21 protein-coding genes are annotated in these 24897 nt (G+C 39.6%); 14 read left to right on the plus strand and 7 right to left on the minus strand.

What is annotated here, in order from left to right; translation table 11 throughout:
- Positions 1–65: 65 nt before the first annotated feature.
- Both OC25_RS14875 and yihA read right to left on the minus strand, forming a co-directional pair.
- Positions 66–923 carry a UbiA-like polyprenyltransferase gene (locus OC25_RS14875; RefSeq protein ID WP_039477471.1) on the minus strand — a complete coding sequence of 286 codons (858 nt, stop codon included), beginning with the start codon at positions 921–923 and terminating at the stop codon, positions 66–68.
- 110 nt (positions 924–1033) lie between these two features.
- A complete protein-coding gene (gene yihA / locus OC25_RS14880; protein ID WP_039477472.1) occupies positions 1034–1657 on the minus strand; it encodes a ribosome biogenesis GTP-binding protein YihA/YsxC in 624 nt (207 codons plus the stop codon).
- A 153-nt stretch (positions 1658–1810) separates the two neighbouring features.
- On the opposite strand from yihA, the gene ubiE reads away from it, so the two are divergent.
- The 13 genes from ubiE to murI all read left to right on the plus strand — a co-directional run bounded on the left by ubiE (position 1811) and on the right by murI (position 14003).
- The gene (gene ubiE / locus OC25_RS14885; RefSeq protein ID WP_209435599.1) at positions 1811–2542 is read left to right on the plus strand and encodes a bifunctional demethylmenaquinone methyltransferase/2-methoxy-6-polyprenyl-1,4-benzoquinol methylase UbiE; all 732 of its coding nucleotides are present in this window, start codon (positions 1811–1813) and stop codon (positions 2540–2542) included.
- Positions 2539–3336, plus strand: coding sequence for a type IX secretion/gliding motility protein PorT/SprT (porT, locus tag OC25_RS14890; RefSeq protein WP_039477475.1), 798 nt, complete (start codon positions 2539–2541; stop codon positions 3334–3336). The genes ubiE and porT overlap by 4 nt, the downstream gene beginning before the upstream one ends.
- Positions 3337–3428: 92 nt before the next feature.
- Positions 3429–4187: an SDR family oxidoreductase gene (locus OC25_RS14895; protein WP_039477477.1), complete on the plus strand. Its 759-nt coding sequence runs from the start codon at positions 3429–3431 to the stop codon at positions 4185–4187.
- A gap of 175 nt (positions 4188–4362) precedes the next feature.
- Positions 4363–4809, plus strand: coding sequence for a GatB/YqeY domain-containing protein (locus OC25_RS14900; protein ID WP_039477478.1), 447 nt, complete (start codon positions 4363–4365; stop codon positions 4807–4809).
- Between the two features lie 196 nt (positions 4810–5005).
- Complete coding sequence (locus OC25_RS14905; RefSeq protein ID WP_039477485.1) at positions 5006–5770, plus strand: alpha/beta fold hydrolase; 765 nt, start codon at positions 5006–5008, stop codon at positions 5768–5770.
- Positions 5770–6432, plus strand: coding sequence for a CBS domain-containing protein (locus tag OC25_RS14910; RefSeq protein ID WP_039477487.1), 663 nt, complete (start codon positions 5770–5772; stop codon positions 6430–6432). Before OC25_RS14905 ends, OC25_RS14910 begins: the two co-directional genes overlap by 1 nt.
- 9 nt (positions 6433–6441) lie before the next feature.
- On the plus strand, positions 6442–7323 hold the full coding sequence (locus OC25_RS14915; RefSeq protein WP_039477489.1) for an NAD kinase: 882 nt from the start codon (positions 6442–6444) through the stop codon (positions 7321–7323).
- Between the two features lie 2 nt (positions 7324–7325).
- Positions 7326–8132: a type IX secretion system protein PorG gene (gene porG / locus OC25_RS14920; RefSeq protein WP_039477492.1), complete on the plus strand. Its 807-nt coding sequence runs from the start codon at positions 7326–7328 to the stop codon at positions 8130–8132.
- 19 nt (positions 8133–8151) lie between these two features.
- A complete protein-coding gene (locus tag OC25_RS14925) occupies positions 8152–8892 on the plus strand; it encodes an undecaprenyl pyrophosphate synthase (RefSeq protein ID WP_039477495.1) in 741 nt (246 codons plus the stop codon).
- 149 nt (positions 8893–9041) lie between these two features.
- Positions 9042–11582, plus strand: coding sequence for an outer membrane protein assembly factor BamA (gene bamA / locus OC25_RS14930; RefSeq protein ID WP_039477644.1), 2541 nt, complete (start codon positions 9042–9044; stop codon positions 11580–11582).
- A 104-nt stretch (positions 11583–11686) separates the two neighbouring features.
- Positions 11687–12217: an OmpH/Skp family outer membrane protein gene (locus OC25_RS14935; protein ID WP_039477501.1), complete on the plus strand. Its 531-nt coding sequence runs from the start codon at positions 11687–11689 to the stop codon at positions 12215–12217.
- 66 nt (positions 12218–12283) lie between these two features.
- On the plus strand, positions 12284–12862 hold the full coding sequence (locus OC25_RS14940) for an OmpH/Skp family outer membrane protein (RefSeq protein ID WP_039477502.1): 579 nt from the start codon (positions 12284–12286) through the stop codon (positions 12860–12862).
- 322 nt (positions 12863–13184) lie between these two features.
- Positions 13185–14003: a glutamate racemase gene (gene murI / locus OC25_RS14945; RefSeq protein WP_039477503.1), complete on the plus strand. Its 819-nt coding sequence runs from the start codon at positions 13185–13187 to the stop codon at positions 14001–14003.
- 690 nt (positions 14004–14693) lie between these two features.
- Here the strand turns inward: murI and OC25_RS14950 are convergent.
- From OC25_RS14950 to OC25_RS14965, 4 genes are read right to left on the minus strand one after another with little or no spacing between them, the layout of a single operon-like run.
- Positions 14694–15833 (minus strand): cytochrome-c peroxidase, encoded by a 1140-nt coding sequence (locus OC25_RS14950; protein ID WP_039477505.1) that lies wholly within the window; start codon positions 15831–15833, stop codon positions 14694–14696.
- A 3-nt stretch (positions 15834–15836) separates the two neighbouring features.
- Positions 15837–17390 (minus strand): DUF6850 family outer membrane beta-barrel protein, encoded by a 1554-nt coding sequence (locus OC25_RS14955; RefSeq protein ID WP_039477506.1) that lies wholly within the window; start codon positions 17388–17390, stop codon positions 15837–15839.
- Positions 17391–17424: 34 nt separating this feature from the next.
- Positions 17425–18756 (minus strand): DUF4876 domain-containing protein, encoded by a 1332-nt coding sequence (locus OC25_RS14960; protein WP_052266231.1) that lies wholly within the window; start codon positions 18754–18756, stop codon positions 17425–17427.
- A gap of 5 nt (positions 18757–18761) precedes the next feature.
- Positions 18762–21542 (minus strand): TonB-dependent receptor domain-containing protein, encoded by a 2781-nt coding sequence (locus OC25_RS14965; RefSeq protein WP_082018609.1) that lies wholly within the window; start codon positions 21540–21542, stop codon positions 18762–18764.
- 211 nt (positions 21543–21753) lie between these two features.
- Here OC25_RS14965 and OC25_RS14970 point away from each other — a divergent pair, with 211 nt between their 5' ends.
- Positions 21754–23655 carry an amidophosphoribosyltransferase gene (locus OC25_RS14970; RefSeq protein ID WP_039477508.1) on the plus strand — a complete coding sequence of 634 codons (1902 nt, stop codon included), beginning with the start codon at positions 21754–21756 and terminating at the stop codon, positions 23653–23655.
- A 527-nt stretch (positions 23656–24182) separates the two neighbouring features.
- Here OC25_RS14970 and OC25_RS14975 read toward each other — a convergent pair.
- A complete protein-coding gene (locus OC25_RS14975) occupies positions 24183–24809 on the minus strand; it encodes a LysE family translocator (RefSeq protein ID WP_039477510.1) in 627 nt (208 codons plus the stop codon).
- Positions 24810–24897 lie beyond the last annotated feature (88 nt).

Genomic DNA, 24897 nt, shown 5'->3' on the forward strand with positions numbered 1-24897 from the left:
GAATAGTTGTAGTTAGGCTCAATGCTAAACAGTCAATTATTCAAAATTCTATCTTTCATTCATTTTTATTTATGTCTCAAATATGCGTCAATTAAAAAGCAAATGGCAAAAACAACCGAAGCATAACCATTTAAGGTTTGAAATGCACGATTTACCTTGCTGATATCGTTTGGTTTTACAAGCAGGTGCTGATAAATTAACATCGAGCAGAAAAATACAATTCCTACATAATAAACCCAGCTAAATTCGGTAAAGAACACGGGTAAGATTACGCAGGCTGCCGAAAATACATGCAATAAAACCGAAACATTCAGTGCATTTTTTATGCCAAGTGCCGATGGAATGGAATGTAAATTTTCTTCACGGTCGAAATCCTCATCCTGCAAGGCATATATAATATCGAAACCACTAACCCAAAATAATACGGTTAACGAATATAAAACCGGTACCAAAGCAAACTGACCGGTCACAGCAATATATGCACCTATAGGCGCCAGTGATAAGCCAAGACCTAATACCAGGTGACAAAGCGCCGTAAACCTTTTAGTATAACTGTAAAATAATACCACAAAAAGCGCTACCGGAGATAAATAAAAACAAAGTGGATTAATAAAATAGGTAGCAATGGCGAATAATACACAATTGATGATCACAAAAGTGAGCGCTTCGCTTGCCGAAACTTTTCCTGCCGGGATATCACGCATTTTAGTGCGCGGGTTTTTAGCATCAATATTCCGGTCGAGATAGCGGTTAAACGCCATGGCCGAGTTGCGTGCGAAAACCATACACAGCAAAACCAATATGAGTTTATACCACGAAAATGGATTATCGGTAGTGGTTACGCCCAGAAAAAAACCGATCATGGCAAAGGGCAATGCAAAAACCGAGTGTGCAAATAATACGAGTGAAAAGTATTTTTTCATGAATTGGTAATGGTTAACTGTTCTGTTTGTTGATGGTTAATAGTTGATGGTTAATGGCAGATTGCCGATACTGATGAACCAATGACTAATGAACCATTGAACATCAAATGTTAAAACCGCTTATAATCTGTAGGTACTACAAAATCTTTATTTACTTCAGAAATGAAATTCAAAACTTCATCTTTACCCACGGCTTTTTCGGCTGAAGTAATAAAAGTTGCCGGAATTTCTTCAAAAAACTCACCTAATTTCCGCTTAAAACCAGCAACATTTTTTTGTGTAGTGGTCATACCTTGTTTATCGGCTTTGGTAAAAATTAAAGAGAAGGGGATTTGTCTTTCGCCCAGCCAGTAGCAAAATTCAATATCAATTTGCTGGGGTTCCAAACGGCTGTCAATTAAAACAAAAACACATTGCAAACTTTCTCTTTTGGTAAGGTAAGCGCGGATAAATTTCTCCCATTTTTCGCGACTTGTTTTCGAAACTTTTGCATAACCGTAACCTGGCAAATCGACAATGTACCAGGCTTCGTTAACCAAAAAGTGGTTAATTAGCTGTGTTTTTCCCGGGCGTTGCGAAGTTTTGGCTAAACCATGCTGGTTAACCAACATGTTGATTAAAGAGGATTTACCTACATTGGAACGACCAATAAAAGCGTACTCGGGCAATGTTGGAGGTGGCAAAGCCGAAACCTGAGTGTTACTGCATACAAATGTTGCTGTTTTGATAACCATAGGGCAAAGGTAACAATTAGTTTTGAGTTGAGGGTTTGGAGTTAGGCGTTGAAATTAACGCTGGTCAGCAATTCGTAAAGTTTAGAGGAATAACTAAACTGTAAACTCTAAACTCCCAACTGCAAACTCTTTTCTCTATCTTTGCCACATATCATGAATCAGAATATCACTCCATACCAGGTAGCAGATGCAACCAAAAAAGAACAGGTTGCAACCATGTTCAATAATATTTCGGGCACTTACGATTTTTTAAACCACTTTCTTTCCTTGGGTATTGATGTGCTTTGGCGCAAAAAGGCGATTAAAGAACTGGTTTCTATTCACCCGAGAACAATGCTTGATGTAGCTACCGGGACCGGCGATTTTGCTTTTGAAGCCATTAAAAAACTTCACCCCGAAAAGGTAATTGGTGTAGATATTTCTGAAGGTATGCTCGAAGTAGCCAAAAAGAAAATTAACGAACGCAGTTTAAACGAAGTATTTTCGGTTCAGGTTGGCGATTCGGAAGGTTTACATTTTGAAAACGATACCTTTGATGCGATTACCTGTGCCTATGGTGTGCGTAATTTCGAAAACCTTGAAAAAGGCCTGACTGATATGTACCGGGTATTAAAGCCTAATGGAAAAATGGTGATCCTCGAATTTTCGAAACCAAAGGTTTTTCCGGTTAAGCAGCTTTACAGTTTTTATTTTAAACAGGTAACGCCTTTTTTTGGTAAGCTGTTTTCTAAAGATCACCGGGCTTATACTTACCTGCCCGAATCGGTAGCGGCTTTCCCTGACGGAGAAGATTTTACAGCCCTGATGCAAAAAGTTGGTTTTAAAAGTACCAAACACAAAAGTTTAACGTTTGGAATAAGTTCGATATACACCGGAACTAAATGATAAAAAAATTAAGCCTCATTCTTTCACTCATTACCATTTCTACAGCCGCTCTTGCTCAAAACTGGGGTGGAGGTATAGATGATGAGGACTGGAGTTTTGGTTTTAATTTTCAATACATTTCGGCGGAATATAAAATCCTTAAAAAACAGAACTGGCGTTCGCCATTTTACGAAGTGCCCAACAGCAACGGCGTATCGTACGATCCTGCTTCGGGTACGATGGTTACCAATTCGTTAAATTCGATCTCGAGTAAACCTTCGCAGGGCTTTGGTTTGGGCTTTGTCATGAACCGGAATATTTCCGAGAATTTTGATATCCGTTCTACCCCTTCACTCATTTTTAGCGATAGGGTAGTAAGTTACGAATATGTGCCAACCGATCCGGTAAATGTGGGTAACGGACAAACCAAAAACTATCAAACCCTGGTTGATAAGAAGGTGCAGGCTACCATGTTCGAGTTTCCACTGGGGATTAAAGTCAAATCGAACCGCTTAAATAATTTCAGGGCTTACTGGTTAGGCGGGATGAAATATTCAATCGATATTGCCTCAAAAAAGAAAACTTTTGATGAAGGTGAAACTGCAGTAAACAAATTGCTCAAAAACGATCGCAATTACTTTTCATACGAAACGGGAATTGGTTTCGATCTGTACTTCGAATATTTTAAAATGTCGCCAGAATTTAAACTTTCGTATTCTACCAGCGATATCCTGAAGCACGACGATACGGCTTATGCCAATCCGATCGATAAGTTGAAATTGCGTCAATTCACGTTCAGTTTGATTTTTCAATAGGCTATACCATTCAAAAAAACTTATCTTTGTCTACCTAGGTAGATTAAACCGGTTTTTAACCGAAAAATTTACCATGACTTAAATTCATAAACATGTCTAAAATCGCATTAATTACAGGTGCAACTTCTGGTATTGGCGAAGCTTGCGCACATACATTTGCCCAACAAGGTTATCAATTAATACTTTTGGCCCGCAGGGAAGAGAGACTGGCCAAAATAGCCCATCATTTGGCAGATAAATATGCGATTGAAATTAAACAGGTTATTGCCGATGTACGTGACAGGGAAAGCTTAACTGCTGCCTTAGAAGTTTTACCGGCCGACTGGAAAAAGGTTGATGTGTTGGTAAACAATGCAGGATTAAGCCAGGGCCTGGACCCGATTGATAAAGGTAATACCGACGATTGGGATACCATGATCGATACCAACGTTAAAGGATTGCTTTATGTAACCAAAATTGTTTCCAACTGGATGATCCCTAACCAATCAGGGCATATTGTCAACATTGGTTCTATTGCCGGAAAAGAAGTTTATCCAAACGGAAACGTATATTGTGCCAGCAAACACGCCGTTGATGCGCTAAGCAAAGGGATGCGGATTGATCTTTTGCCTCACGGCATTAAGGTCACAGAGATTAATCCGGGCATGGTTGAAACCGAATTTTCGGTGGTGCGCTTTAAAGGTGATGAAGACCGGGCTAAAAAGGTTTATGAAAACCTGGAACCATTAATTGCAGATGATATTGCCGATGCCATTTGGTATGTAGTAAGCAGACCTAAGCATGTAAACATTAACGATATGCTGATTATGCCAAGTGTACAGGCAACAGCCACGATTATAAATAGAGGATAGTTAGGTTAATCGTTTAAATTGTATAAACTGCTTAACTGTAACTGGTGCGCAGCTGGCAATTTACAGCCAACAATTTAACAATCCTGCAATTAAACAATTGTACTTATCGAACAGTTAACCGATTTGAACAATTAACCAATTAAACAGTTAACCGATTAACCATTTTAAAAAAACAATGATATCAACAACAATAGATCAGGAAATAAAAAAAGCCATGTTGGCTAAAGATAATGCACAGTTAAGAGGTTTAAGGGCAATAAAAGCTGCTTTACTTTTGGCTAAAACTGAAAAAGGTTCTTCAGAAGAAATTACAGAAGAAACAGAGCTTAAAATCCTTCAGAAACTGATTAAACAACGTCGCGAATCGGCCGATATTTACAGGCAACAAAACCGCGAAGATTTGTATCAGGTAGAAGAAGAAGAAATTGCGGTAATTAACCAGTTTTTACCTAAGCAGTTAGATAGGGCAGAGGTTGCGGCAATCATTGAAACCGTAATCAAACAATCTGGCGCTACATCGGTTAAGGATATGGGGAAAGTAATGGGCATGGCAAACAAAGAACTGGCTGGCAAAGCCGATGGTAAATTGATTGCCGAAATTGTTAAAGAAAAACTAGCTTAGAAAGGACAAAGCGGAAAGCTTATTAAAGCATATCTTGATACCCGATACTTGTATCAAGATGGTAATTCCACTTCTTAATGCCCTAAGGCAAGTTTTTAGACCGTTTTCGATTTTATTTCAGAAAAATGGCAAAGAAATGCAAAAATTTAATTTTACTCTACTAACTTAGTAGCACAGTACCATCCTATTTATACATATGACATACCAGGTAATAGAAGAAGACGGATTTAAATACATCGAAGCTGGAAAAGGCGAAACGCTGGTATTGCTGCACGGCTTAATGGGCGAACTGAGTAATTGGGAGCCGGTTATCGATCATTTTAAAGATCGTTACCATGTGGTAATCCCTATTTTGCCGATATACGATTTACCCATTTTAACACTGGGCGTAAAAGCCCTTTCGCGCTACCTGCACAGATTTTTAAAATTTAAGAACTTAAGTCAGGTGGTGCTGGTAGGTAACTCACTTGGTGGCCATGTTGGTTTGGTATTTACCGTAGCCCATCAGGAATTTGTTAAAGCCTTGGTTTTAACAGGTAGTTCTGGTTTATACGAAAACGCTTTTGGTGGTTCTTTCCCGCGTAGAGAGAGCTATGATTACATTAAAGAGAAAGTAGAATTTACATTTTATGATCCGGCTACGGCAACCAAAGAGCTGGTTGACGACGTATTTAAAACAGTTAACGACAGATCGCGCGTAATTCGGATCTTAACCATGGCAAAATCGGCTATACGCCACAACATGGCTAAAGAATTATCGAAAATTACCATACCGGTTTCGTTAATCTGGGGTAGAAATGATAAAGTTACGCCACCAGAAGTGGCAGAAGAATTTCACGAACTGTTGCCCAATTCAGAATTGAACTGGGTAGATAAATGCGGGCATGCACCTATGATGGAACATCCCGGAATATTTAATGCTTTTTTAGAGAAATTTTTAGACAGGATATTGTTAAAATAATGTTTGCTCAGGAAATCATATCGAATGTTATACCCACACTAAGCAGCGATGACACGGTGCAAAAGGCTTTAGATCGGATGAACGATTTTAAACTAAAGCATTTGCCAGTTGTTAACGAAAGTGCTTTTGTTGGGCTCGTAGCTGAAGATGATTTGTTGAGCATTTTAGATCACGATACCCTTTTAAATGATGCATCAGTACACCTGCTTAACGTTTTTGTACAGAGTGATGCACATACTTACGATGTAATCAGGCTGTTGAGCCAGTTAAAGCTTACCGCTGTTCCGGTTTTAGACCAGCAGAAAAATTATGCAGGTATCATTCCCATCAGCAATATGGTTGATGCGGTGGCACAGCAATATGCCGTAAACGAGCCTGGAGGCATTATTGTACTCGAAATCAGTAACCGCGATAATTCGCTGGCACACATTTCGCAGATTGTAGAAGCCGATAATGCACAGATTCTTTCTTCTTACGTGAGTTCTTTTGCAGATTCTACACGTTTAGAAGTCACATTAAAAGTAAATAAAACTGAAATTACTTCATTGGTAGCTTCTTTCGAAAGGTATGATTATCAGGTAAAAGAAGTATACAACAACACACAGATTGATGATGGGTCGCAGGAGCGTTACGATTCGTTCATGAATTATTTAAATGTATAAACCTACTTTATGAGGATTGCAATTTACGGGAGAGATTTTAACGATACGGTTTTACCATACGTTCAGGAGGTCTTTAATCATCTGGCCAGCCATCATATCCAGCCCGTTTTATATTCGAAATTCAAAACTTCACTTCAGGGCAAAATTAAACTGCCCGAAAACACAGTTGTTTTTCATAACCATAGCGAGTTAAAAGAGCGGGCAGACGTATTGCTGAGCCTTGGAGGTGATGGTACACTTTTAGATACCTTGTCGCTCATCCGAAATTCCGGTATTCCCGTAATCGGGATTAATTTTGGACGTTTAGGCTTTTTGGCCAGTATCAACAAAAATGAAATCGGCGAGGCATTACACGCCCTGATTAATAAAGAATATACCTTAGATACCCGCTCACTGCTTACTCTGGAGTCGGAAAACGGTTTGTTCGGCGAAGAAAACTTCGCATTGAACGATATTACCATTCACCGTCGCGATAATTCGGCGATGATGATTATCCACGCCTCAATGAATGATGAGTTTATCAACTCTTATTGGGCCGATGGATTGATTATTGCCACGCCGACAGGCTCTACCGCTTATTCTTTAAGCTGCGGTGGTCCTATTATTTATCCCGATTCCGAAAATTTTGTGATTACACCTATCGCACCGCACAATTTAAATGTAAGGCCGGTAGTGGTACCTGATGATAATAAACTCTCGTTTGAGGTCGAAGCCAGGGAATCTAAATTTTTGGTTTCGTGCGATAGCCGTACCGTTACCGTAGAGCGTTCGGTAAAAATTACCATCAAAAAAGCCGATTTTTGTGTAAATCTTATCCGCCTCAACAATGAAACGTATTTAAACACGTTAAGGAATAAATTATTATGGGGAATAGATACCCGTAACTACTAGATATGACGCCAAATAAACCACTCTTCTTAATCCTCTTTTTTCTTTTGAGCGGACAGCTTGTTCGTGCGCAGGAGATGGGAGAGCCATCATGGGAGTTGGGTTTAATGGCAGGTGGTGCAGGTTATATGGGCGATTTGAACCAGAATAACCCTTTACAAATCAGCGGACTTTCTGGTGGAGCCTATGTTAAACGCAATTTTAACCAGTATCTGGGGGTGCGTTTAAATTATACCCTGGGGCAGGTACAGGCAGATGATGCCAATTCAAGTAATGCGCAGTTTCGCGAAAGGAACCTGCGTTTTAAAACTACCCTGAACGAATTTAGCGGAATCATAGATTTTAATTTCTTCAATTTTAACCTTGGAGGTGGAACCCGTCAGTTTACGCCATATTTGTATGCAGGTGCTGGCTTAGTGGTTTTTAAACCCACTGTAAAGGTTGATGGCGAAAAATACCGCTTAGATCGCCTGGCTACCGAAGGTCAGGAAAATGGCTATAACAATGTGGTATTAACCATTCCCTATGGCCTGGGCTTAAGGTATAACTATAAAGATACCTGGAGTGTTTTTACCGAACTGGGCTACAGAACACCTATGACAGATTATATTGATGATGTGAGTGGCCGCTATCCGGTTAACCCCGTTTTAGTAAGAAGTGGCCAGAATTGGGTGAATTTATCCGATCCTTCCGCTAATCAAATCGGATATCCTGGTACCCAAAGAGGCGATTTTAGAAAAAGGGATACTTATCTATTTGTTAGTGTTGGCATATCTTTTACCTTTGTATCCTCAAAATGCTATTCCTTTTAAGCTGATTTTGACATAATTAATGGGATTTAAAGAACAAATAGACTATAGCCGCCTGCCAAAGCACATTGCTGTAATTATGGATGGCAATGGAAGATGGGCAAAAGGCCAGGGAAAAGTGCGGGTTTTCGGACATGAGCAAGGTGTACTTTCTGTAAAAGATATTGTAGAAGGTTGCGTAGAGGTGGGTATTGAATACCTTACCCTGTATGCTTTTTCTACCGAAAACTGGAACAGGCCGAAAGAAGAGGTTGATGCTTTAATGCAGATCCTGATTTCGACCATCAACAACGAAACCGAAACACTTAATAAAAACAATATTAAGCTTAATGCCATTGGCAATATCGAGTCGTTACCGCAAGCCTGTATCAACGATTTGAAAGAAGCTATGGAGAAAACGGCCCACAACGAAAAATGTACCTTAACATTGGCGTTGAGCTACAGTGCCAAGTGGGAAATTTTAGAAGCAGCCAAAAAAATTGCTGCCGAAGTTAAAAACGATACCATTTCTTTAGCAGATATAAACGAAGACCTGTTTTCGTCTAAATTAACAACAGTAAATATCCCCGATCCGGAGCTGATGATCAGAACAAGTGGCGAGCACCGGATTAGCAATTACCTGCTTTGGCAGATGGCTTATACCGAGTTTTATTTTACTGATGTTTTGTGGCCGGATTTCCGTCGCGAAGATCTTTTCGAGGCCATTGTTGACTATCAAAAACGCGAACGCCGTTTTGGTAAAATTAGCGAACAATTAAACTAATTTTTCTTTTAACACTTTTTAACAAGCGTTTAAACTAACTTAGCACCACTTTTATACGATAAATGAAACCATAACGGGGTAACGGTTCAAAGAAAATTTGCTAGAAAAACATCGTTGCCTTAGTGGCCATTACTGAACAAATTATTTTAATGAAAAGAATATTTCAAGTTTTAATCCTACTAGTTTTAGCCGCTCCGGCCTTCGCTCAAATACGTCCACAAGGTCAGGCGCCGGCAACCCCCTCTTTAAAGGTTGGTGGCTTAGATCTCGATTATTTTAGTCCAAAAGAATATATCATTGGTGGTACCACAGTAACCGGAACCCAATACTTAGATAAGGAGGTTTTAATTACCCTTTCTAAATTAACCAAAGGCGATAAAATTGTACTTCCGGGCGAAGCTACTTCTGATGCGATTAAAACGCTTTGGGCACAGGGCTTGTTTGATGATGTAAAACTTAATATTGAAAAGTTTGTTCAGGATTCAGTTTTTTTTGAAATTGAAGTGGTTGAGCGTCCGCGTTTAAGCTCTATCGATTTAAAAGGAATCAGCAAATCGCAAAGAACTGCTATTCAGGAAAAACTGAACGATAAAACAGGTAAAATTGTAAACGATAACTTATACAATACCACCTCGGCTATTGTAAAAAAATACATGCTGGATAAAGGCTTTTTCTTTACCACTATCGATTATAAAACCCGTAAAGATCCGAATGCCGAAAACAGTGTGGTTTTAGAGGCAAACATTAACAAAGGAAGCCGTGTAAAAGTACAGCATATCGATTTTACCGGAAATACAGAGTTTAAATCGGCCAAGCTTAGAAAATTTCTTAAAAATCCTAAGCAATTTGCCTGGTGGCGTTTCTGGGGCTCAGGAAAATTCTCAAAAGAGAAATACGAAGAGAACAAGATCAAAATGATCGGCAAAATGCAGGAAAAGGGTTACCTTGATGCTACGCTTTTAAAAGATACCATTTACCAGTACAACAGCAAAAGGGTAAATATCCGCATGGACCTTTACGAAGGAAAGAAATACTATGTGGGTAGTGTAACCTGGGCCGGTAATGCCATTTATCCGGATAGTATTTTAAATAAAGTATTAACCATCGAAAGAGGTGATGTATTTAGCGAAGAGCGTTTAAACAAAAAACTAAACGGCGGTGGCGAAAACGGTGGCGATATTAACAGTTTGTATACCGATAATGGTTATTTAACTTTCAACATCGATCCGGTTAAAACCATTCGTGGCGATACAGTTGATGTAGAGCTGCGCATGTACGAAGGCCCGCAGTATACCAATAACCGCATTACTTTAAAAGGTAACACCATTACGAATGATAAAGTAGTATTGCGCGAGATCCGTACCAAGCCGGGACAAAAGTTTAACAAAAGTGATTTAATCCGTACCATTCGTGAAATTGGTCAGCTGGGTAACTTCGATGAGTCTAAAACAGTACCAACCCCGCGCCCTAACCCGGCCGATGGTACCGTAGATATCGAATATGCGGTTGAAGAAAAACCTTCAGATCAGATTGAGCTTTCAGGTGGTTTTGGTGGTGGCCGTATTATCGGTACACTGGGTTTAACTTTCAACAACTTCTCGTTGCGTAACCTGTTTAACTTAAAAGCTTACAAACCACTTCCAAAAGGGGATGGACAGAAATTAAGCTTACGTGGACAAACCAACGGTAAATATTATCAGTCTTACAGTTTCTCATTCTCTCAACCCTGGTTTGGTGGCGAGAAACCGGTAAGCTTTGGTGTAAGTGCATTTACTTCACTTCAATCAAACGGTTTAAGCTCTGATAATGCTTCATTCCAGAAAATCCGTTTAAATGGTGTAACCGTAAGTTTGGGTAGAAGGTTAAACTGGCCAGATAACTATTTCCAGTTAAGCCATGCCATTAACTTGCAGCAGTACATCTTAAATAACTATGCAGGTTATTTGTTCAGCACCGGTACCTCTTATAACTTAAACTTATCACAAGAGATAAGCCGCGATTCAAGAGATTCGCCTATTTTCCCGAAATCAGGTTCATTCCTGCGTTTCACTATTCAGGCTACGCCACCGTACTCGTTGTTTAACAAAACCAACTATGCAACCGCATCTGATAAAGAAAAATACCGCTTTACCGAATATCACAAATGGAAATTCGATTCGCAGTGGTACCAACGCGTAGTAGGCAATTTGGTTATCAAGGCACAGGCACAGTTTGGTTTCTTAGGTCAGTATAACAAAGCCGTAGGTCAATCAGCATTCGAGCGTTTTAAACTGGGTGGTGATGGTATGCAAGGTTTCGATTTCTTACAGGGATCTGAGCTGATTGCCATGCGTGGTTACTCGAACAATACCGTTATCCCTGTAGGTTCTGATCCAAACATTGCACAACAATCTGGTAGCCCGATTTATACCAAGTATGTATTAGAGGCGCGTTATCCGGTTATTGCAAGTCAGCAGGCAACAGCTTTTGTTTTAGCTTTTGCTGAGGGTGGTAACACCTGGAACAGGTTCAGCGATTTTAATCCGTTCAATATCCGCAGATCGGTAGGTGTGGGTGCACGTATCTTCTTACCTATATTTGGTTTATTGGGTATTGATTATGGTTATGGTTTCGATGCGATCCCTGGATTGCCAGATGCGAACAAAGGACAGTTCCATTTTAGTATCGCACAACAATTAGGTGGATTTTAATTGATAAAGAGTAAAAAAATAACTAATTATGCAATAAATCGTTGCAAGTTGAGTTTAAACAAAGCTTAGGTTATTAAAGATCATTAAAACACAAACACTTACAAATGAAAAAGTATCTTTTTATCGCATTCCTGCTTTGCACATCATTCGGTGCCTTTGCACAGAAGTTTGCTTATGTAGACACGGAGTATATTTTAAAACATTTACCGGAATATAAATCCGCTTTAAGCCAGTTAGAAGTAGCTTCTAAACAATGGCAACAACAGGTTGATCAGAACTTTTCTGAAATAGACCGCATGTACAAAGCTTACCAGGCCGATCAGGTTTTATTAACCGACGATATGCGCAAGCGCCGTGAGAATGAAATTATTGAAAAAGAAAAGCAGGCTAAAGAATTTCAACGTTCTAAATTTGGACCTGACGGAGAGCTTTTTCAAAGCAGAAGCAAACTGATTAAACCCATACAGGATAAAGTTGCGGATGCCATTAAACAAATTGCTAAAGCGAAATATCTGGATTTCATTTTCGATAAGAGCAGCGAAGCAACCATGATGATTTATGCCAGCAGCAGTTACGATGTAAGTAATGATGTAGTGGTAAAATTAGGTTACAAACCAGGGACTGTAAATAATTAGTATATTCGGCCCTTTGAATTTTAAGGAACAAACAATTAGAAAAAATAAAAAAAGTAAAATAGAACGATGAGAAAGTTAATTAACGTATTCTTTGTAGCAGCAGGTTTATTGTTTACAGCGAATATGGCAAGTGCACAACAAAAATTAGGGCACATTAATTCTGAAGAGGTATTTGCAAATTTACCTGATGCTAAAGCAGCTCAAACAACTTTAGAAACCTTGGGTAAACAAAAACAAGCTGATATTGATGCAATGATCAAAGAATATCAGACTAAATTGAAAAACGCACAAGACAAAGAAAAAACTTTAAGCGAGGCAAACAAAGAAACTGTAGGTAAAGAATTACAGGCTGCTGGTGTTGAATTGCAGGATTTAGAGAAACGTATCACTGATGCCCGTACAAAAGCTTCACAAGATATCGGTACTAAACAAGGCGAATTGTTCCAGCCAATCCAGGCTAAAGTTGCAACTGCAATTTCAGCTGTAGCTAAAGAAAAAGGTTTAGCTTACGTTTTCGATATCGCAAACGGACAAGGTGGTAACAACTTAGTTTTCTGGGATGGTGGTGATGATATCACAGCTGCAGTTAAAACTAAATTAGGTATTTCGGCAACTGCTGCAAAACCAGCTGCACCTAAAAAGTAGTCCTGAGTCTGGAGACCAAAGTCTCCTTCCCGGTTCAAAATATAAAGCGGAATTAAGTTTAACTTAGTTCCGCTTTTTTGTTTTTAGAGGTTTTACCCATTATAGATTTGTATAGAATTTCGTCATCTCGACTGAAGCGCAGCGAAATGGAGAGATCTATACTAGATAGATTTCTCGACTACGTTGCACTCCGCTCGAAATGACGATTTTTCTGTTGCAAGGCTCTGCTCCCTGAACATTCAAACGTTTCAACTTTCCAACATTTAACTTCTAAATTAAAACTACCTTTACAACCAGAATAAACAACTAACCCTAAATAAGCATGCAAGGTAAGGCCCCGATAGGTATTTTCGATTCAGGTTATGGAGGTTTAACAGTATTCCGCTCAATTGCCGATCAGTTGCCCGAATACAATTACATTTATTTAGGCGATAATGCCCGTTCGCCCTATGGCGATCATGCTTTCGATACCATTTACAAATATACTTTAGAATGCGTAGAATGGCTTTTTGCCAAAGGCTGCCATTTGGTGATCCTGGCCTGCAATACCGCTTCGGCAAAGGCGCTTAGAACTATTCAGCAACGCGATTTGCCAGCTAAGTATCCCGATAGACGTGTACTCGGTGTAATCAGGCCTACAGCCGAAGTAATAGATCAGTATACCACTACCAAACAAGTAGGGGTGATGGGTACCAGGGGAACGGTTAATTCGCAATCCTACCTGTTAGAAATCAATAAATTTTTCCCCGAAATACAAGTATACCAGCAGAGTTGCCCGATGTGGGTACCGTTGATTGAAAATAACGAACACCTGGAACCCGGAGCCGATTTTTTTATTAACGAATACTGCAATCAACTGTTAAACCAATCTACCGATATAGACTGTGTGTTGCTGGCCTGTACGCACTATCCTTTATTAATGCCTAAACTGAAAAAGGTATTTCCTGATCATATCAACGTTCTGGCACAGGGTGAGATCGTGGCCAATAGTTTAGCCGATTATTTGACAAGGCATCCAGAAATCGAAGCGAAACTAGGTAAGCAAGGTGAAAGACATTTTTATACCAGCGGCGATCCGGCTGCATTTGATGCCCATGCCTCTATCTTTTTCGGCGAAGCATTGAAATCGGGGAAGATGTAATTTTTTTGGTTCATTGGTTCAATAGTCATTTGTTCATTGGTCATTGGTTTATTGAGAACTGCAAACTCAAAAGAAATATCGTCCTTTCGAGGCCGGATTAGTGCGAGCCGAAGCAATCTTTTTTATAGGTTCTTCAGGTTTAATTGGTTAAAACACGCTAAACGCCAAACTCCAGACTTTTTACTTTGATTTGTCGCTGCACACTGCAGGGAGGTTTCAAAGTAACTTTGATTTGTCGCTGCACGCTGCAGGAAGGTTTCAAAGTAACTTTGATTTGTCGCTGCACACTGCAGGAAGGTTTCAAAGTAACTTTGATTGGTTGCTGCACACTGCAGGAAGCTTTCAAAGTAAAATATGGATTTAGGCTATTTCGTTAGCTCACTCCAAGCTCCAAACTTCCAACTCCCATCTAAATGGTTAACTGGTTAATTGTTTAAATTGGTTAACTGAGAACCGCCAACTGTCAATTGCAAACTGGAAGGGTTAACTGGTTAATTGTTTAAATTGGTTAACTGAGAACCGCCAACTGTCAATTGCAAACTGGAAGGGTTAACTGGTTAATTGTTTTAATTGATTAACTGAGAACCGCCAACTGTCAATTGCAAACTGGAGGGATTAACTGGTTAATTGTTTTAATTGATTAACTGAGAACCGCCAACTGTCAATTGCAAACTGATAACTGCCAACTAACTATTGCGGTAACTGCTCAACCCTAACCAATACCGTTGGCGATGACAATGCTTCTAAAAAAGCTACAACAGCATCTTTTTCGGCAATGCTTAGCTTTAAGCCTTTTAACAGCTTATCGTTTTTAGGCAAAAGCGGATCGTTTACCTGCTCTGGTTTTACCCTTTGTACCGGCATGCCCACATTGTACATGTTCATTACACCATCCATATCGGGGAATAAACCGTTGTGAAACCATGGGGCGGTTTTCATCACGTTCCTCAAGCCCGGGGTTTTAAACTTACCCACATCTTCGGCCTTTTTAGTTACGTTGTACAAGCCTAAATCTTCGTATTTACGGCCATAATAAGTTAAACCATCGTTATGGAACTCGTTATCGGTAAAAAACGGACCATTATGGCAATTGATACAACGCGCTTTGGTGCGGAACAAATGCAAACCCACCAATTGCTGATCGGTAAGTGCTTTTTTATCTTTGGCCAGAAAACGGTCGAAAGGGGTTCTTCTGCTTACAATGCTGCGCTGAAAGGTTGCCAGGCTTTCGAAAATGCGTTTATTGGTAATTTCTTTGGAGCCAAATGCGGCCGTAAAGTAAGGTTGGTAGCCTTTAATCTTACTCAGCTTTTTAGGCAAAACTTTCATGTCCTGGTGCATCTCGTTATGTGCCGCCACCGGACTACCGGCTTGCTCCTCGAGGCTGTTGGCGCGGCCATCCCAAAACAGGCGCTTGTAAAACCAAACATTCTCTAAAGAAGGTGCATTGCGGATATTGGCCAAATGATCGTGACCAATGGAAACCTGTCGGCCATCTGTCCAGTGCAAATCTGGCGCATGGCAGCTCGAGCACGAAATCTGGTTCGAACCCGACAAACGCGGATCGAAAAATAAAATCTTACCCAGCTCAACCACCTTTTTAACCGAATCATTCTTTAAATCGACAGGGGAGGGTGGAAGTTCGCCCAGTTCCTGAAATACCGCACCTGCATCTACCGTAGGTTTAGGCCACTCGCTGGTTGGTTTTGAATAAACTTTGCGCAGACTATCAATACTCAACTCATCATCGTTATTAAAATTAGCCGATTGAAAAGAAAATAAGATTAATCCGGTGAGGGCAAGAGCAAGAAGGGCAAAAATTTTATTCATGGGTTAAAAATACAGGTTTAAGCTGATATTGGAAGAAAAACGGTCTTTGCCGGGGGTATTTGTTAATGCCCGTCCAAAATCTTTTAAATCTTCTCTTCTCCAGTAAGTAAGGGCAACTTTAATACCTGCCTGAATTTGTTTAAACATAGGGATACTGTAATCTCCAGATAGGTTAGCGCCAAATTTCGAAGCTGTATTGTAAGCGTAGTCGTAGTAAATTACATTTCTGGTGAATACACCTTCATTAGCCAACAATACACTAAAGTCTGAATCAAGGTACTGATTGTATAAACCAGTTAAGCTGAAGCCCCAATTATGGTTGTTTTTATTCTGGTGGTTTATACCATAGCTAAGCGAGTAATTTAGCTGGTTAAATCTAATATCATTTCCGGCAATACCGTCTTGCTTACGTTCTTCGTATTTACTTAAACCTAAGCCAAAATTATGGGTGATTTGATCCTTAATTAACGAGAAATAGCCTTTTGCTGCGATAGTATTGTTTTTATACAAATAGCTATTAGCGAGATAAACATTTAAATAGTTGTCGCCGTCATTTCTGGAATAGGCTAAATCTGCACTAAATTTGTTGGTCTTTCCTTTTTTCAACCAGAAGAGCCGGTAATTTTCACTTGTTAAGTGGAATTTTGTATACTCCGTTATGCCATCACCGGTTCGGTAATCGAATTTCTGATTGTCTTTAACCGTTTGGTAAAGAAAATTAAAACTACCCAAAACATCATTTTCAAAAGTCAGGTAAGCATCCAATCCATTTCTTTTCTGATTATTTTGTACTGTTCTGTTTTCGTTATATTCGCCCGGCTCCCCGTAACCATTAATCAGATAATTAGTAAATTCCGGACTAACCCTACCTTGGTTAAGGCTGTTGTTTTTATAAGCAACATTCGCTTTTTCCAAACCATATCCAACGCGGTAGGCTGCACCAATTGCTAAATGATCAGTGAGGTGATATCCAAGAGAACCAATCAGGTTAAACTGATAGTCACTTATTTCTCCTCTGGGATCGTTAGTCGAATAGTGATCGCCAATTCTGTAATCGGCACCTAATCCAACAGGAAGATTTTTACCAAGTAAATTTTTACTCGCCAATGTTTTCAGGCTATAAACGGTTCTTTGGTAACTAACATTTCGTACAGAACCAAAATAATAAGGATTAGCAAGATTATTTCGGGTCTGATGCGCAAAAGCCACGCTGTCTTCAACTGTTCGGTTATAAGAAAATTGTCCCCATATACTTACGGATTTGAGCTGTGAAATACCTTCCGTACTCAGAAAGGCATTATTCAGTTTTGTGGCATCCTGAGCTTTTCTCAAATGCCCTTGTTCATAATTATAGCCAAGCCGTAAATTGTTATAAGTTACAGGCATTAGATTTTTAAGGTAAAAAGGGCTCAATTTAGCAAAATCGTAGGCACTCAGAAGGGTAGAATCAGCAGAAAACAATTTGTTTCTGGTGCTGATACCCGTGGTGTCTCTTGTTTGACTACGTACTGTAACAGTACTAAAAACTAAAAGTATGTATAGTATAGTATGCTTCATTTTTATTTTATTCGGTATATCTACAGCTTAAAGGTTATTTAAATGCCCTTGGCGCTGCAAGTGGTAAATAGTCGAAATCCTCAGCAGAATTGTTTGTATCTTTCAAAATCCTTCTTCCGTTTACAATGGCTTCTGTTTTCCGGATTACAGATTGTGAAGAGTATGCCCCATTGGGAGCATAGGTATATAATGCATCAAGTGTGGCTCCGAGTTTTTTAGGCACTCGCGATGCTGCGCTGCTTGGTTGTACTTCTACACCATCGATGATAAAATCAATAGGGATTTGATAATATTTATCAGTGCTTGCTGCTGGTGGAGCAAGCGTTGGGTAAGGATACTGAGGTAATTTTCTAATATCTACCGTTCCTTTGTTTTTGAATATGACATAACCCATTCTACCTGGATTATCAAAAATGAGGTCGGTACCGTTATAAGATAGTACATCAACATTTGGCACACTCGGGTTATCGATGTCTGAAGCTAGTGGTTTAGCCAGAAAAGGAGCATAATAGGCTTCAAAATCTGCACCGCTCAAATCAACGGTTAAAGAAGGGTCGCGCACAGTAATGGTTTTTCCATCAGAACCGGTAAAAGGTGCTTTATGATTAAGCGCTGTTTGAGCCAAAACTATACTTTCTCCAGGTTTAACAGGGTATTGTTTGCCTGTTCCTGGAATCATAACCAATGCTCTGGTGTATATATAATTGTTATTTGCGTCGATAGTTGTAGGCATATCCTGCGATTTGCTCCAATCATATTGTCCATTATTTTGCCTGTAGATGTTGGTTGAAGTAAAGTTTTGAATCCCCAAAGCTTCCGCTACATACAAACTATCTGCATAGAGCACCGAATCAGAATTGTTATAAATTTCGATAAACTGATCACGGAATGATGCCCCGGTTGTTGTATTAGAGCCAGCGTAATAAATCTGCTTAATTACCCACGGACCAGTTGATCCAGAAATCAGTTTTAGCTCAATATGCTGCTGATCTTCGATGGTAATGGCCCGCGATTTTTCTGAAGCGTTAAAAACAATTTCTTTATCTACCTTCTCGCCCGTTAAAGCTGTGTATTCAGCAGGTTGGATTTTAATTGATGCTGATATATCATAAACACCCGGAGAAATCGAATCGAGTGAAACTGTACCGTCGCTTTTGGTAATGTATTGTTGAATGAGATTGTTTTTAGCACTTTTAAAAGTTATCACAATTTTAGCTTTAGGTAGTAATTTCCCTAAATCTTCTGATGCGTATGAGGCGATAACCTGGAACTTTACCGGATGTATTCCGGTAGCATCACCCTGGTATTTTTTACAGGCCGTTAAGATCGTTGCTGCTGATAATAATAGAAATAATAATTTTCTCATATCTTTTAAAGTTTAATCGATAATTCTGCGCCAAATGTTGGGCTGCTGTTGGGATATTTGTAAGTGCCGGATGTGGTAATGTAATAGGGGCGGTGGTTAAACACATTATAAACGTTAAAGGCAAACTTGAAACGTTTCTTGATTTCTTTGGCAATACTTAAGTGGTAGTTGGAGATAATACGCGGGAGATCATTCTCTGCCTGTTCCTCAGGAGTAATATACAGGTGGCCATAAGATGCATTGTTTTTATCGAAATTCGTAATTGCAGTATATTGATTAAACCTGTTGTAATAACCAATAGGTATCCTTGAACTGGCGTTACTGATAGTTTTGTTTAAAAGATCAAATTCTGCTACAAAAGAAACCACAAGACTTAATTTCGGGATATGGGTAACACTGGTAACCCGGCCATTACTATAGTATGCCTTTTTGCTGATCGGCTCATAAACCCCAATATAGGCATAGTTTGGATCGGTTGGAATGGTGCTTGGAATTTTATTGCTTAAGGTATTCGCTATAGCCCCATAAGCCGTCCGGAAGAGACCACCACTTAAATTAAACGAGGTTTTTATGGCCTTTAATTCCGGAGTGTTTAAAATTACTTCGAAACCCTGATTATCTGAAGAGAGGTCATTCTTAAACGTAAAATAGTTAATGGCATAAGGCTTAGTACCATTCTGTGTAATGGTTGGTTTTGCTCCGGGGTTTATTGTAGCAGTGTAGGTGGGCAAATCAATAGTTTGCAAATTTTGAACAGTTGAAATGCCGTTTCTTGATTTTTTATTATAAGCTGAAACAGAGAGGTTGAATTTGTGTATTTTAATTTGTGCCGATAGCTCAATGCTTTCACTTTTGGCTGGTTTTAAACCAATATTTGTAGGATCATATCTTTCAACATAAACCAGATAGGTACTCTCGTTAACTTTTCCATTATAAGCATTTAATAGTGGAATTTCGAAAAATGTAGGTCCTGGATAACGTTGAGCCAGTCCCGGAGATTTATACGATAGACCATAAGCGAACCCCAATCTAAAAGTTTTACTTAACTCATAGTTCATATTTGTTCGCGGAGAGAACGAAGCATAGCCATTTTGGATATCAGACCGGACGCCAGCCCTTACATTCAAAGGTTTTCCAAGCAGAGAGGCAGTAAAGAGATCTTCAACATAAAAGCCAATATCCTTTTGAGCAATTGCCAGACGGAAATCATAAAAGCGTTCCGAACTTTTAGTGCCTAATGAAGTACTTGCTACTTTAGCACCACTTCTGGGTTCATTTGGGTCGATGGTTTGCCCCAGCCCCTTATTAGCGCTGTAATTCAGGCTTGTACCAAAAGAAAGGTTGTGAACAATGGTTCCAGTGGTAAAACCGCCTGTAAAATCAAGATTAGCAGAGGCTGTTACCGGCCGGCCATCAATTAACGATTTAGCAGTATAAACACCTGTATCATAAGTGCCTTCGTGTATACCTGTGGTGGTTGCTGTTGTATACAGCACATACGGATCATTTACTAACTCTTCCTTATAACTGATCTGGTGGCCTTCAGAATATCTTAGGTTTAAGCCCACATTTTTTAAAAAACCTGTGCTAAACCGGTAATTACTACGGTTGGCTACACTTAAATTCCAGCTGTCGAATTTTGTTCTGGTACTTTTTTCATCATCAGGGTCAAATTTGATCCCATCTAGATTCCTGCCATAATCTATGCTAAAAGTATTCTTTAGCTGCTTACTTTTTCCAAAAGCGTTAGACCACATGGCATTGGTAGTGATTCTGCGGTAAGCTTTTAGCTTGTCCCGATTATCCTGAAAGGAATTTACATAGTTGATACCAACATTTACTGCGCCATATTTTGGGCTGATTTCGAAACCTTTGGAAAAACCATAAGAAGTAGCGTTATCCCGTAACTGCATGCGTACGTATGCTGGCGATTTACCTGCCTGGCGCTCAATAATAATGGCACCATCTGTTAAATCACCATATTTAGCAGGAGCAATACCGGAAATAACTTCAATGCTTTCAATATTATCAGCAGGGATTTGGCGTAAATCGGTTCCGCCAAATGTGTAATCACCTGTATACCCTGTTTTATCATCCCCGGTTCCACGAATTCCATAGCTTCCGCTTTGCAAGAATGACGATCCCACACCGCCGGATCTTCCGGGATTGTAGCTCTGCATGTTCGCATTATTGCTAATGGTATTTCCATCCATAATAATGGCAATACCAAATGCATTATTGAGTTCGAAGGCGCCTTTCCCGTCGGTAGTAGGTGCATAGGCAGCCCTTAAATTAATGTTTTGAACATTTTGTAATGAAGGCGGTTGGATTTTTCTATTCGGAATCTGGTTCAACAAATCGTTTACGCTCAATGCAGGTGTCTGCTCAATCATATCTCTGGTAATAATCAGCGAGGAGTTGGTTGAACCCGAATAATTCCGCTTGGCGTTGATCTCGATATTCTCCAGACTTAGATCTAAAACCTTTAACTGAATATTTCCGAGATTGGTTTCTCCGGCTTTAACAGTTATGGGTAGGCTTAACTTCTGGTAGCCGATGTAAGAAAACTCGAGGGTTAAAACATTGTTCGTTTCCGAACCGTTAACCCTGAACGTGCCATACTTATCGGTAATGGCATATTGGTTGGTTTCTACAATTTTAATGTTAACAAGCTCCAATGGCTTATTTTGCGGGTCGACCACTTTTCCGGTAACCACGTTCTTGATTTGCGCCAGCGCAGTGTAACAAATAAAGAAGAATAATAGGGATGTGTAAAGTTTCTTCAATTTAGACTAAATCTTAATAACGCTGCAAAGGTGTGAATTCTACACTAGCTATGCAAATTATTTAGAAAGATTCTAATTAATAATACGAATTGTAAGGGAATAAAGGATCTTTAAGCTGTCTGTCAGCCTAAACTCATCATAATAAAAGAAAGCATTTTTGTTTAGGTTCTGATGATTTAAAAAGATAACTTTGCGGCTTCAAACCCACACAATGAGTGATCAGATAAAACACGAATGCGGAATCGCTTTCATTCGCCTGTTAAAACCACTTTCTTACTACCAGCAAAAGTACGGTACAGCACTTTACGGCCTTAACAAATTATACCTTTTAATGGAAAAACAGCATAACCGGGGCCAGGACGGCGCGGGTATTGCCACCATTAAACTGGATATGAAACCTGGAAGCAGGTACATTAGCCGATACCGGAGCATGGCCTCTAATGCGGTAGCAGATATTTTCGAATATGTGCAGAACAAATTTGTCGATATCCAGGAAAATACCCCTGAATTAATGCAGGATACAGAATGGCTCAAAAACAACGTAAGCTTTATTGGCGAGGTGTTATTGGGCCATTTGCGTTATGGTACGCATGGTAAAAACAGCATTGAAAATTGCCACCCTTTTTTAAGGCAAAACAACTGGATGACCCGGAACCTGGTAATTGCCGGTAACTTTAACATGACCAATGTTGATGAGTTATTGGAGCAATTGTACGAATTGGGGCAGCATCCTAAAGAAAAAGCGGATACGGTTACCGTACTGGAAAAAATCGGTCACTTTTTAGATGATGAAAATCAGGAGCTTTTCGATCAGTATAAAAAAGAAGGACATGACAATGTTGCCATCACGCAAAAAATTGCTGAGCATTTAGATATTGCCAATATCCTTCGCCGCTCGGCTAAAACCTGGGATGGTGGATACTCTATTTGCGGTATGGTGGGTAATGGTGATTCGTTCATCATGCGCGATCCGGCAGGTATACGTCCGGCCTACTATTATTACGATGACGAGATTGTAGTTGCAGCTTCAGAGCGTCCGGCTTTACAAACTGCATTCAACATTCAGTATAAAGATGTTAAAGAGATTGATCCCGGTCATGCTTTAATTATCAAGAAAAACGGTGAGGTAAGCATGGAGCAGTTCCGCGAGCCTACCGAAAGATTATCTTGCTCATTTGAGCGCATTTATTTCTCGAAAGGAAGTGATGTTGAAATTTACCGCGAGCGTAAACAGCTAGGTCGTTTATTGAGCGATAAAATTTTAAAAGCCGTTAACTACGATTTAAAAAACACGGTATTTTCTTTCATCCCGAATACAGCCGAAGTGGCCTTTTTTGGTATGGTTGATGGCGTACAGCGTTATGTACGTAACCTGCAGAAAGAAACGCTTTTACATAAAAAGGAGCAGCTAAACGACGAGCAGTTAGACGAGTTGTTATCACTTGCGCCAAGGGTAGAAAAATTGGCGGTTAAAGATGTGAAGCTACGTACTTTTATTACGCAGGATGCGGATAGAAGCGAAATGGTAGCTCACGTGTACGATACTACTTATGGTATTATTAACAACCACCAGGATACTTTGGTAGCGTTAGATGATTCGATTGTTCGTGGTACTACGCTTAAGCAAAGTATCATTAAAATTGTAGACCGTTTACATCCTAAGAAAATTATCATTGTTTCTTCGGCACCTCAAATCCGTTATCCTGATTGTTATGGTATAGATATGAGCCGGATGGGGCAGTTTGTGGCTTTTGATGCAGCTATACAATTACTTACCGAGCGCGGTATGTGGCAGGTAATTGAAGATGTTTACACCAAATGTAAAGCATCGTTATTATTGCCTAAAGAGGAAATTGTAAACCACGTTAAGGATATTTACAAGCCTTTTACACCAGAAGAAATTTCGGCCAAAATTGCGCAGATTATTACCCCAAAAGGTACTGTTGCCGAGGTTGAAGTAATTTACCAAAGTTTAGAGAACCTGCACGAAGCTTGTCCGAAAAACAAAGGCGACTGGTATTTCTCTGGAAATTACCCTACACCGGGTGGTAACAAGGTGGTTAACAAAGCTTTTGTTAACTGGAAAGAAGGAAATAACCAAAGGGCTTACTAGACCCCTAAATCCCCTAAAGGGGACTTGAATAACGAATAGCTCATATCGCTGATATGGGCTATTTTTTTTGTTTTTTTACCACCGAGTACGGAGTAATTTATATAAAAATCACGTCATTGCGAGGAGGAACGACGAAGCAATCTTACAATGTAGCATAACCAGCATTCGCATTAAGATTGCTTCGTGCCTCGCAATGACGATCCTATTAGAGGGTGCGATGTCATTCCTACTTTTTTGTTTTTTCTAGAACTAACCTCTCGAGACGATCCGGTAGGTAATTTTACCACTAAGGCACAAAGACACAAAGCAGGTTTCAAATATTTGTTCTGGTCATATTCCGATAATGCTACTGTCTTTTCGTACCTAAACCTGACATTCGCGGAAAGCCCGGAGGCCGGTTTTTCACCGGGCGAGGACTTGCAGCATTGGCAGGGCTAACGCTTAATAGCAGCACTGACATTGCTTTTCGAAAAAATATTAACCACTAAGGCACAAAGGACACTAAACGGTATGCCGGACAATTAAGATTATGCGTAAAACTTCAGGTAGGTTTTAATAATGAGCCAGAAAGCGAAAAAGATGATTACTACACCTGCAATTTTATTCAGCTTCTTAAGCGCATCTTCCTTTATTTTATAACGGAGTTTACTGGAGTAAAAACTCTTGGCGCCATCGATACTGAGTTGGGTAGCCATGGCAATGAAAAAACAAACCAGCTTTTCGTTAAGCATGTTGTTAAGCTTAACGGAAATAATACCACTCACAATAATCCAGAACATGAGCGTAGAAGGGGTGAGGATGCACATTAAAAAACCTTTGAGTACATAACCCCGTTTGCTAACTTTTTGGAGGGTAGTACTATCGTAATGCACAGTGATTTTAGAAACCAGGTAATAAATGCCGACGGCAAGCAGAAACACACCGCCAATACTACCTACATATTTATCGAATTCGGCTTTATAATCGAAAAACTGACTGCCGAACAGCACTAGGCCAATGAGGATAACATCACTGATAATCACCCCAACTGCTAAAGAAAAACCTGCTTTGAAGCCCCTTTCTATGCTGGTTTTAATCATTGCGAAAAATACCGGCCCTGTTAAAAACGACGAAATAATCCCTGCTCCTATACCTAGTAATATGGCTTCAAACATGCATTGTGTTGTTTAGAATATGCGAATATGCAATTTTATACCTAAACATATAACATTTATTTTTGTTGCACAGGTTGCATAAAAAATA

Origin of the sequence: Pedobacter kyungheensis (genome assembly GCF_000812965.1) — a bacterium.
In the GTDB taxonomy this organism is placed as follows: Bacteria; Bacteroidota; Bacteroidia; order Sphingobacteriales; family Sphingobacteriaceae; genus Pedobacter; species Pedobacter kyungheensis.

Bases quoted from the DNA above. Each gene is read 5' to 3' on its own strand.
- OC25_RS14875 (WP_039477471.1), bottom strand. From the start codon at position 923: ATGAAAAAATACTTTTCACTCGTATTATTTGCACACTCGGTTTTTGCA.
- yihA (WP_039477472.1), bottom strand. From the start codon at position 1,657: ATGGTTATCAAAACAGCAACATTTGTATGCAGTAACACTCAGGTTTCG.
- ubiE (WP_209435599.1), top strand. From the start codon at position 1,811: ATGAATCAGAATATCACTCCATACCAGGTAGCAGATGCAACCAAAAAA.
- porT (WP_039477475.1), top strand. From the start codon at position 2,539: ATGATAAAAAAATTAAGCCTCATTCTTTCACTCATTACCATTTCTACA.
- OC25_RS14895 (WP_039477477.1), top strand. From the start codon at position 3,429: ATGTCTAAAATCGCATTAATTACAGGTGCAACTTCTGGTATTGGCGAA.
- OC25_RS14900 (WP_039477478.1), top strand. From the start codon at position 4,363: ATGATATCAACAACAATAGATCAGGAAATAAAAAAAGCCATGTTGGCT.
- OC25_RS14905 (WP_039477485.1), top strand. From the start codon at position 5,006: ATGACATACCAGGTAATAGAAGAAGACGGATTTAAATACATCGAAGCT.
- OC25_RS14910 (WP_039477487.1), top strand. From the start codon at position 5,770: ATGTTTGCTCAGGAAATCATATCGAATGTTATACCCACACTAAGCAGC.
- OC25_RS14915 (WP_039477489.1), top strand. From the start codon at position 6,442: ATGAGGATTGCAATTTACGGGAGAGATTTTAACGATACGGTTTTACCA.
- porG (WP_039477492.1), top strand. From the start codon at position 7,326: ATGACGCCAAATAAACCACTCTTCTTAATCCTCTTTTTTCTTTTGAGC.
- OC25_RS14925 (WP_039477495.1), top strand. From the start codon at position 8,152: ATGGGATTTAAAGAACAAATAGACTATAGCCGCCTGCCAAAGCACATT.
- bamA (WP_039477644.1), top strand. From the start codon at position 9,042: ATGAAAAGAATATTTCAAGTTTTAATCCTACTAGTTTTAGCCGCTCCG.
- OC25_RS14935 (WP_039477501.1), top strand. From the start codon at position 11,687: ATGAAAAAGTATCTTTTTATCGCATTCCTGCTTTGCACATCATTCGGT.
- OC25_RS14940 (WP_039477502.1), top strand. From the start codon at position 12,284: ATGAGAAAGTTAATTAACGTATTCTTTGTAGCAGCAGGTTTATTGTTT.
- murI (WP_039477503.1), top strand. From the start codon at position 13,185: ATGCAAGGTAAGGCCCCGATAGGTATTTTCGATTCAGGTTATGGAGGT.
- OC25_RS14950 (WP_039477505.1), bottom strand. From the start codon at position 15,833: ATGAATAAAATTTTTGCCCTTCTTGCTCTTGCCCTCACCGGATTAATC.
- OC25_RS14955 (WP_039477506.1), bottom strand. From the start codon at position 17,390: ATGAAGCATACTATACTATACATACTTTTAGTTTTTAGTACTGTTACA.
- OC25_RS14960 (WP_052266231.1), bottom strand. From the start codon at position 18,756: ATGAGAAAATTATTATTTCTATTATTATCAGCAGCAACGATCTTAACG.
- OC25_RS14970 (WP_039477508.1), top strand. From the start codon at position 21,754: ATGAGTGATCAGATAAAACACGAATGCGGAATCGCTTTCATTCGCCTG.
- OC25_RS14975 (WP_039477510.1), bottom strand. From the start codon at position 24,809: ATGTTTGAAGCCATATTACTAGGTATAGGAGCAGGGATTATTTCGTCG.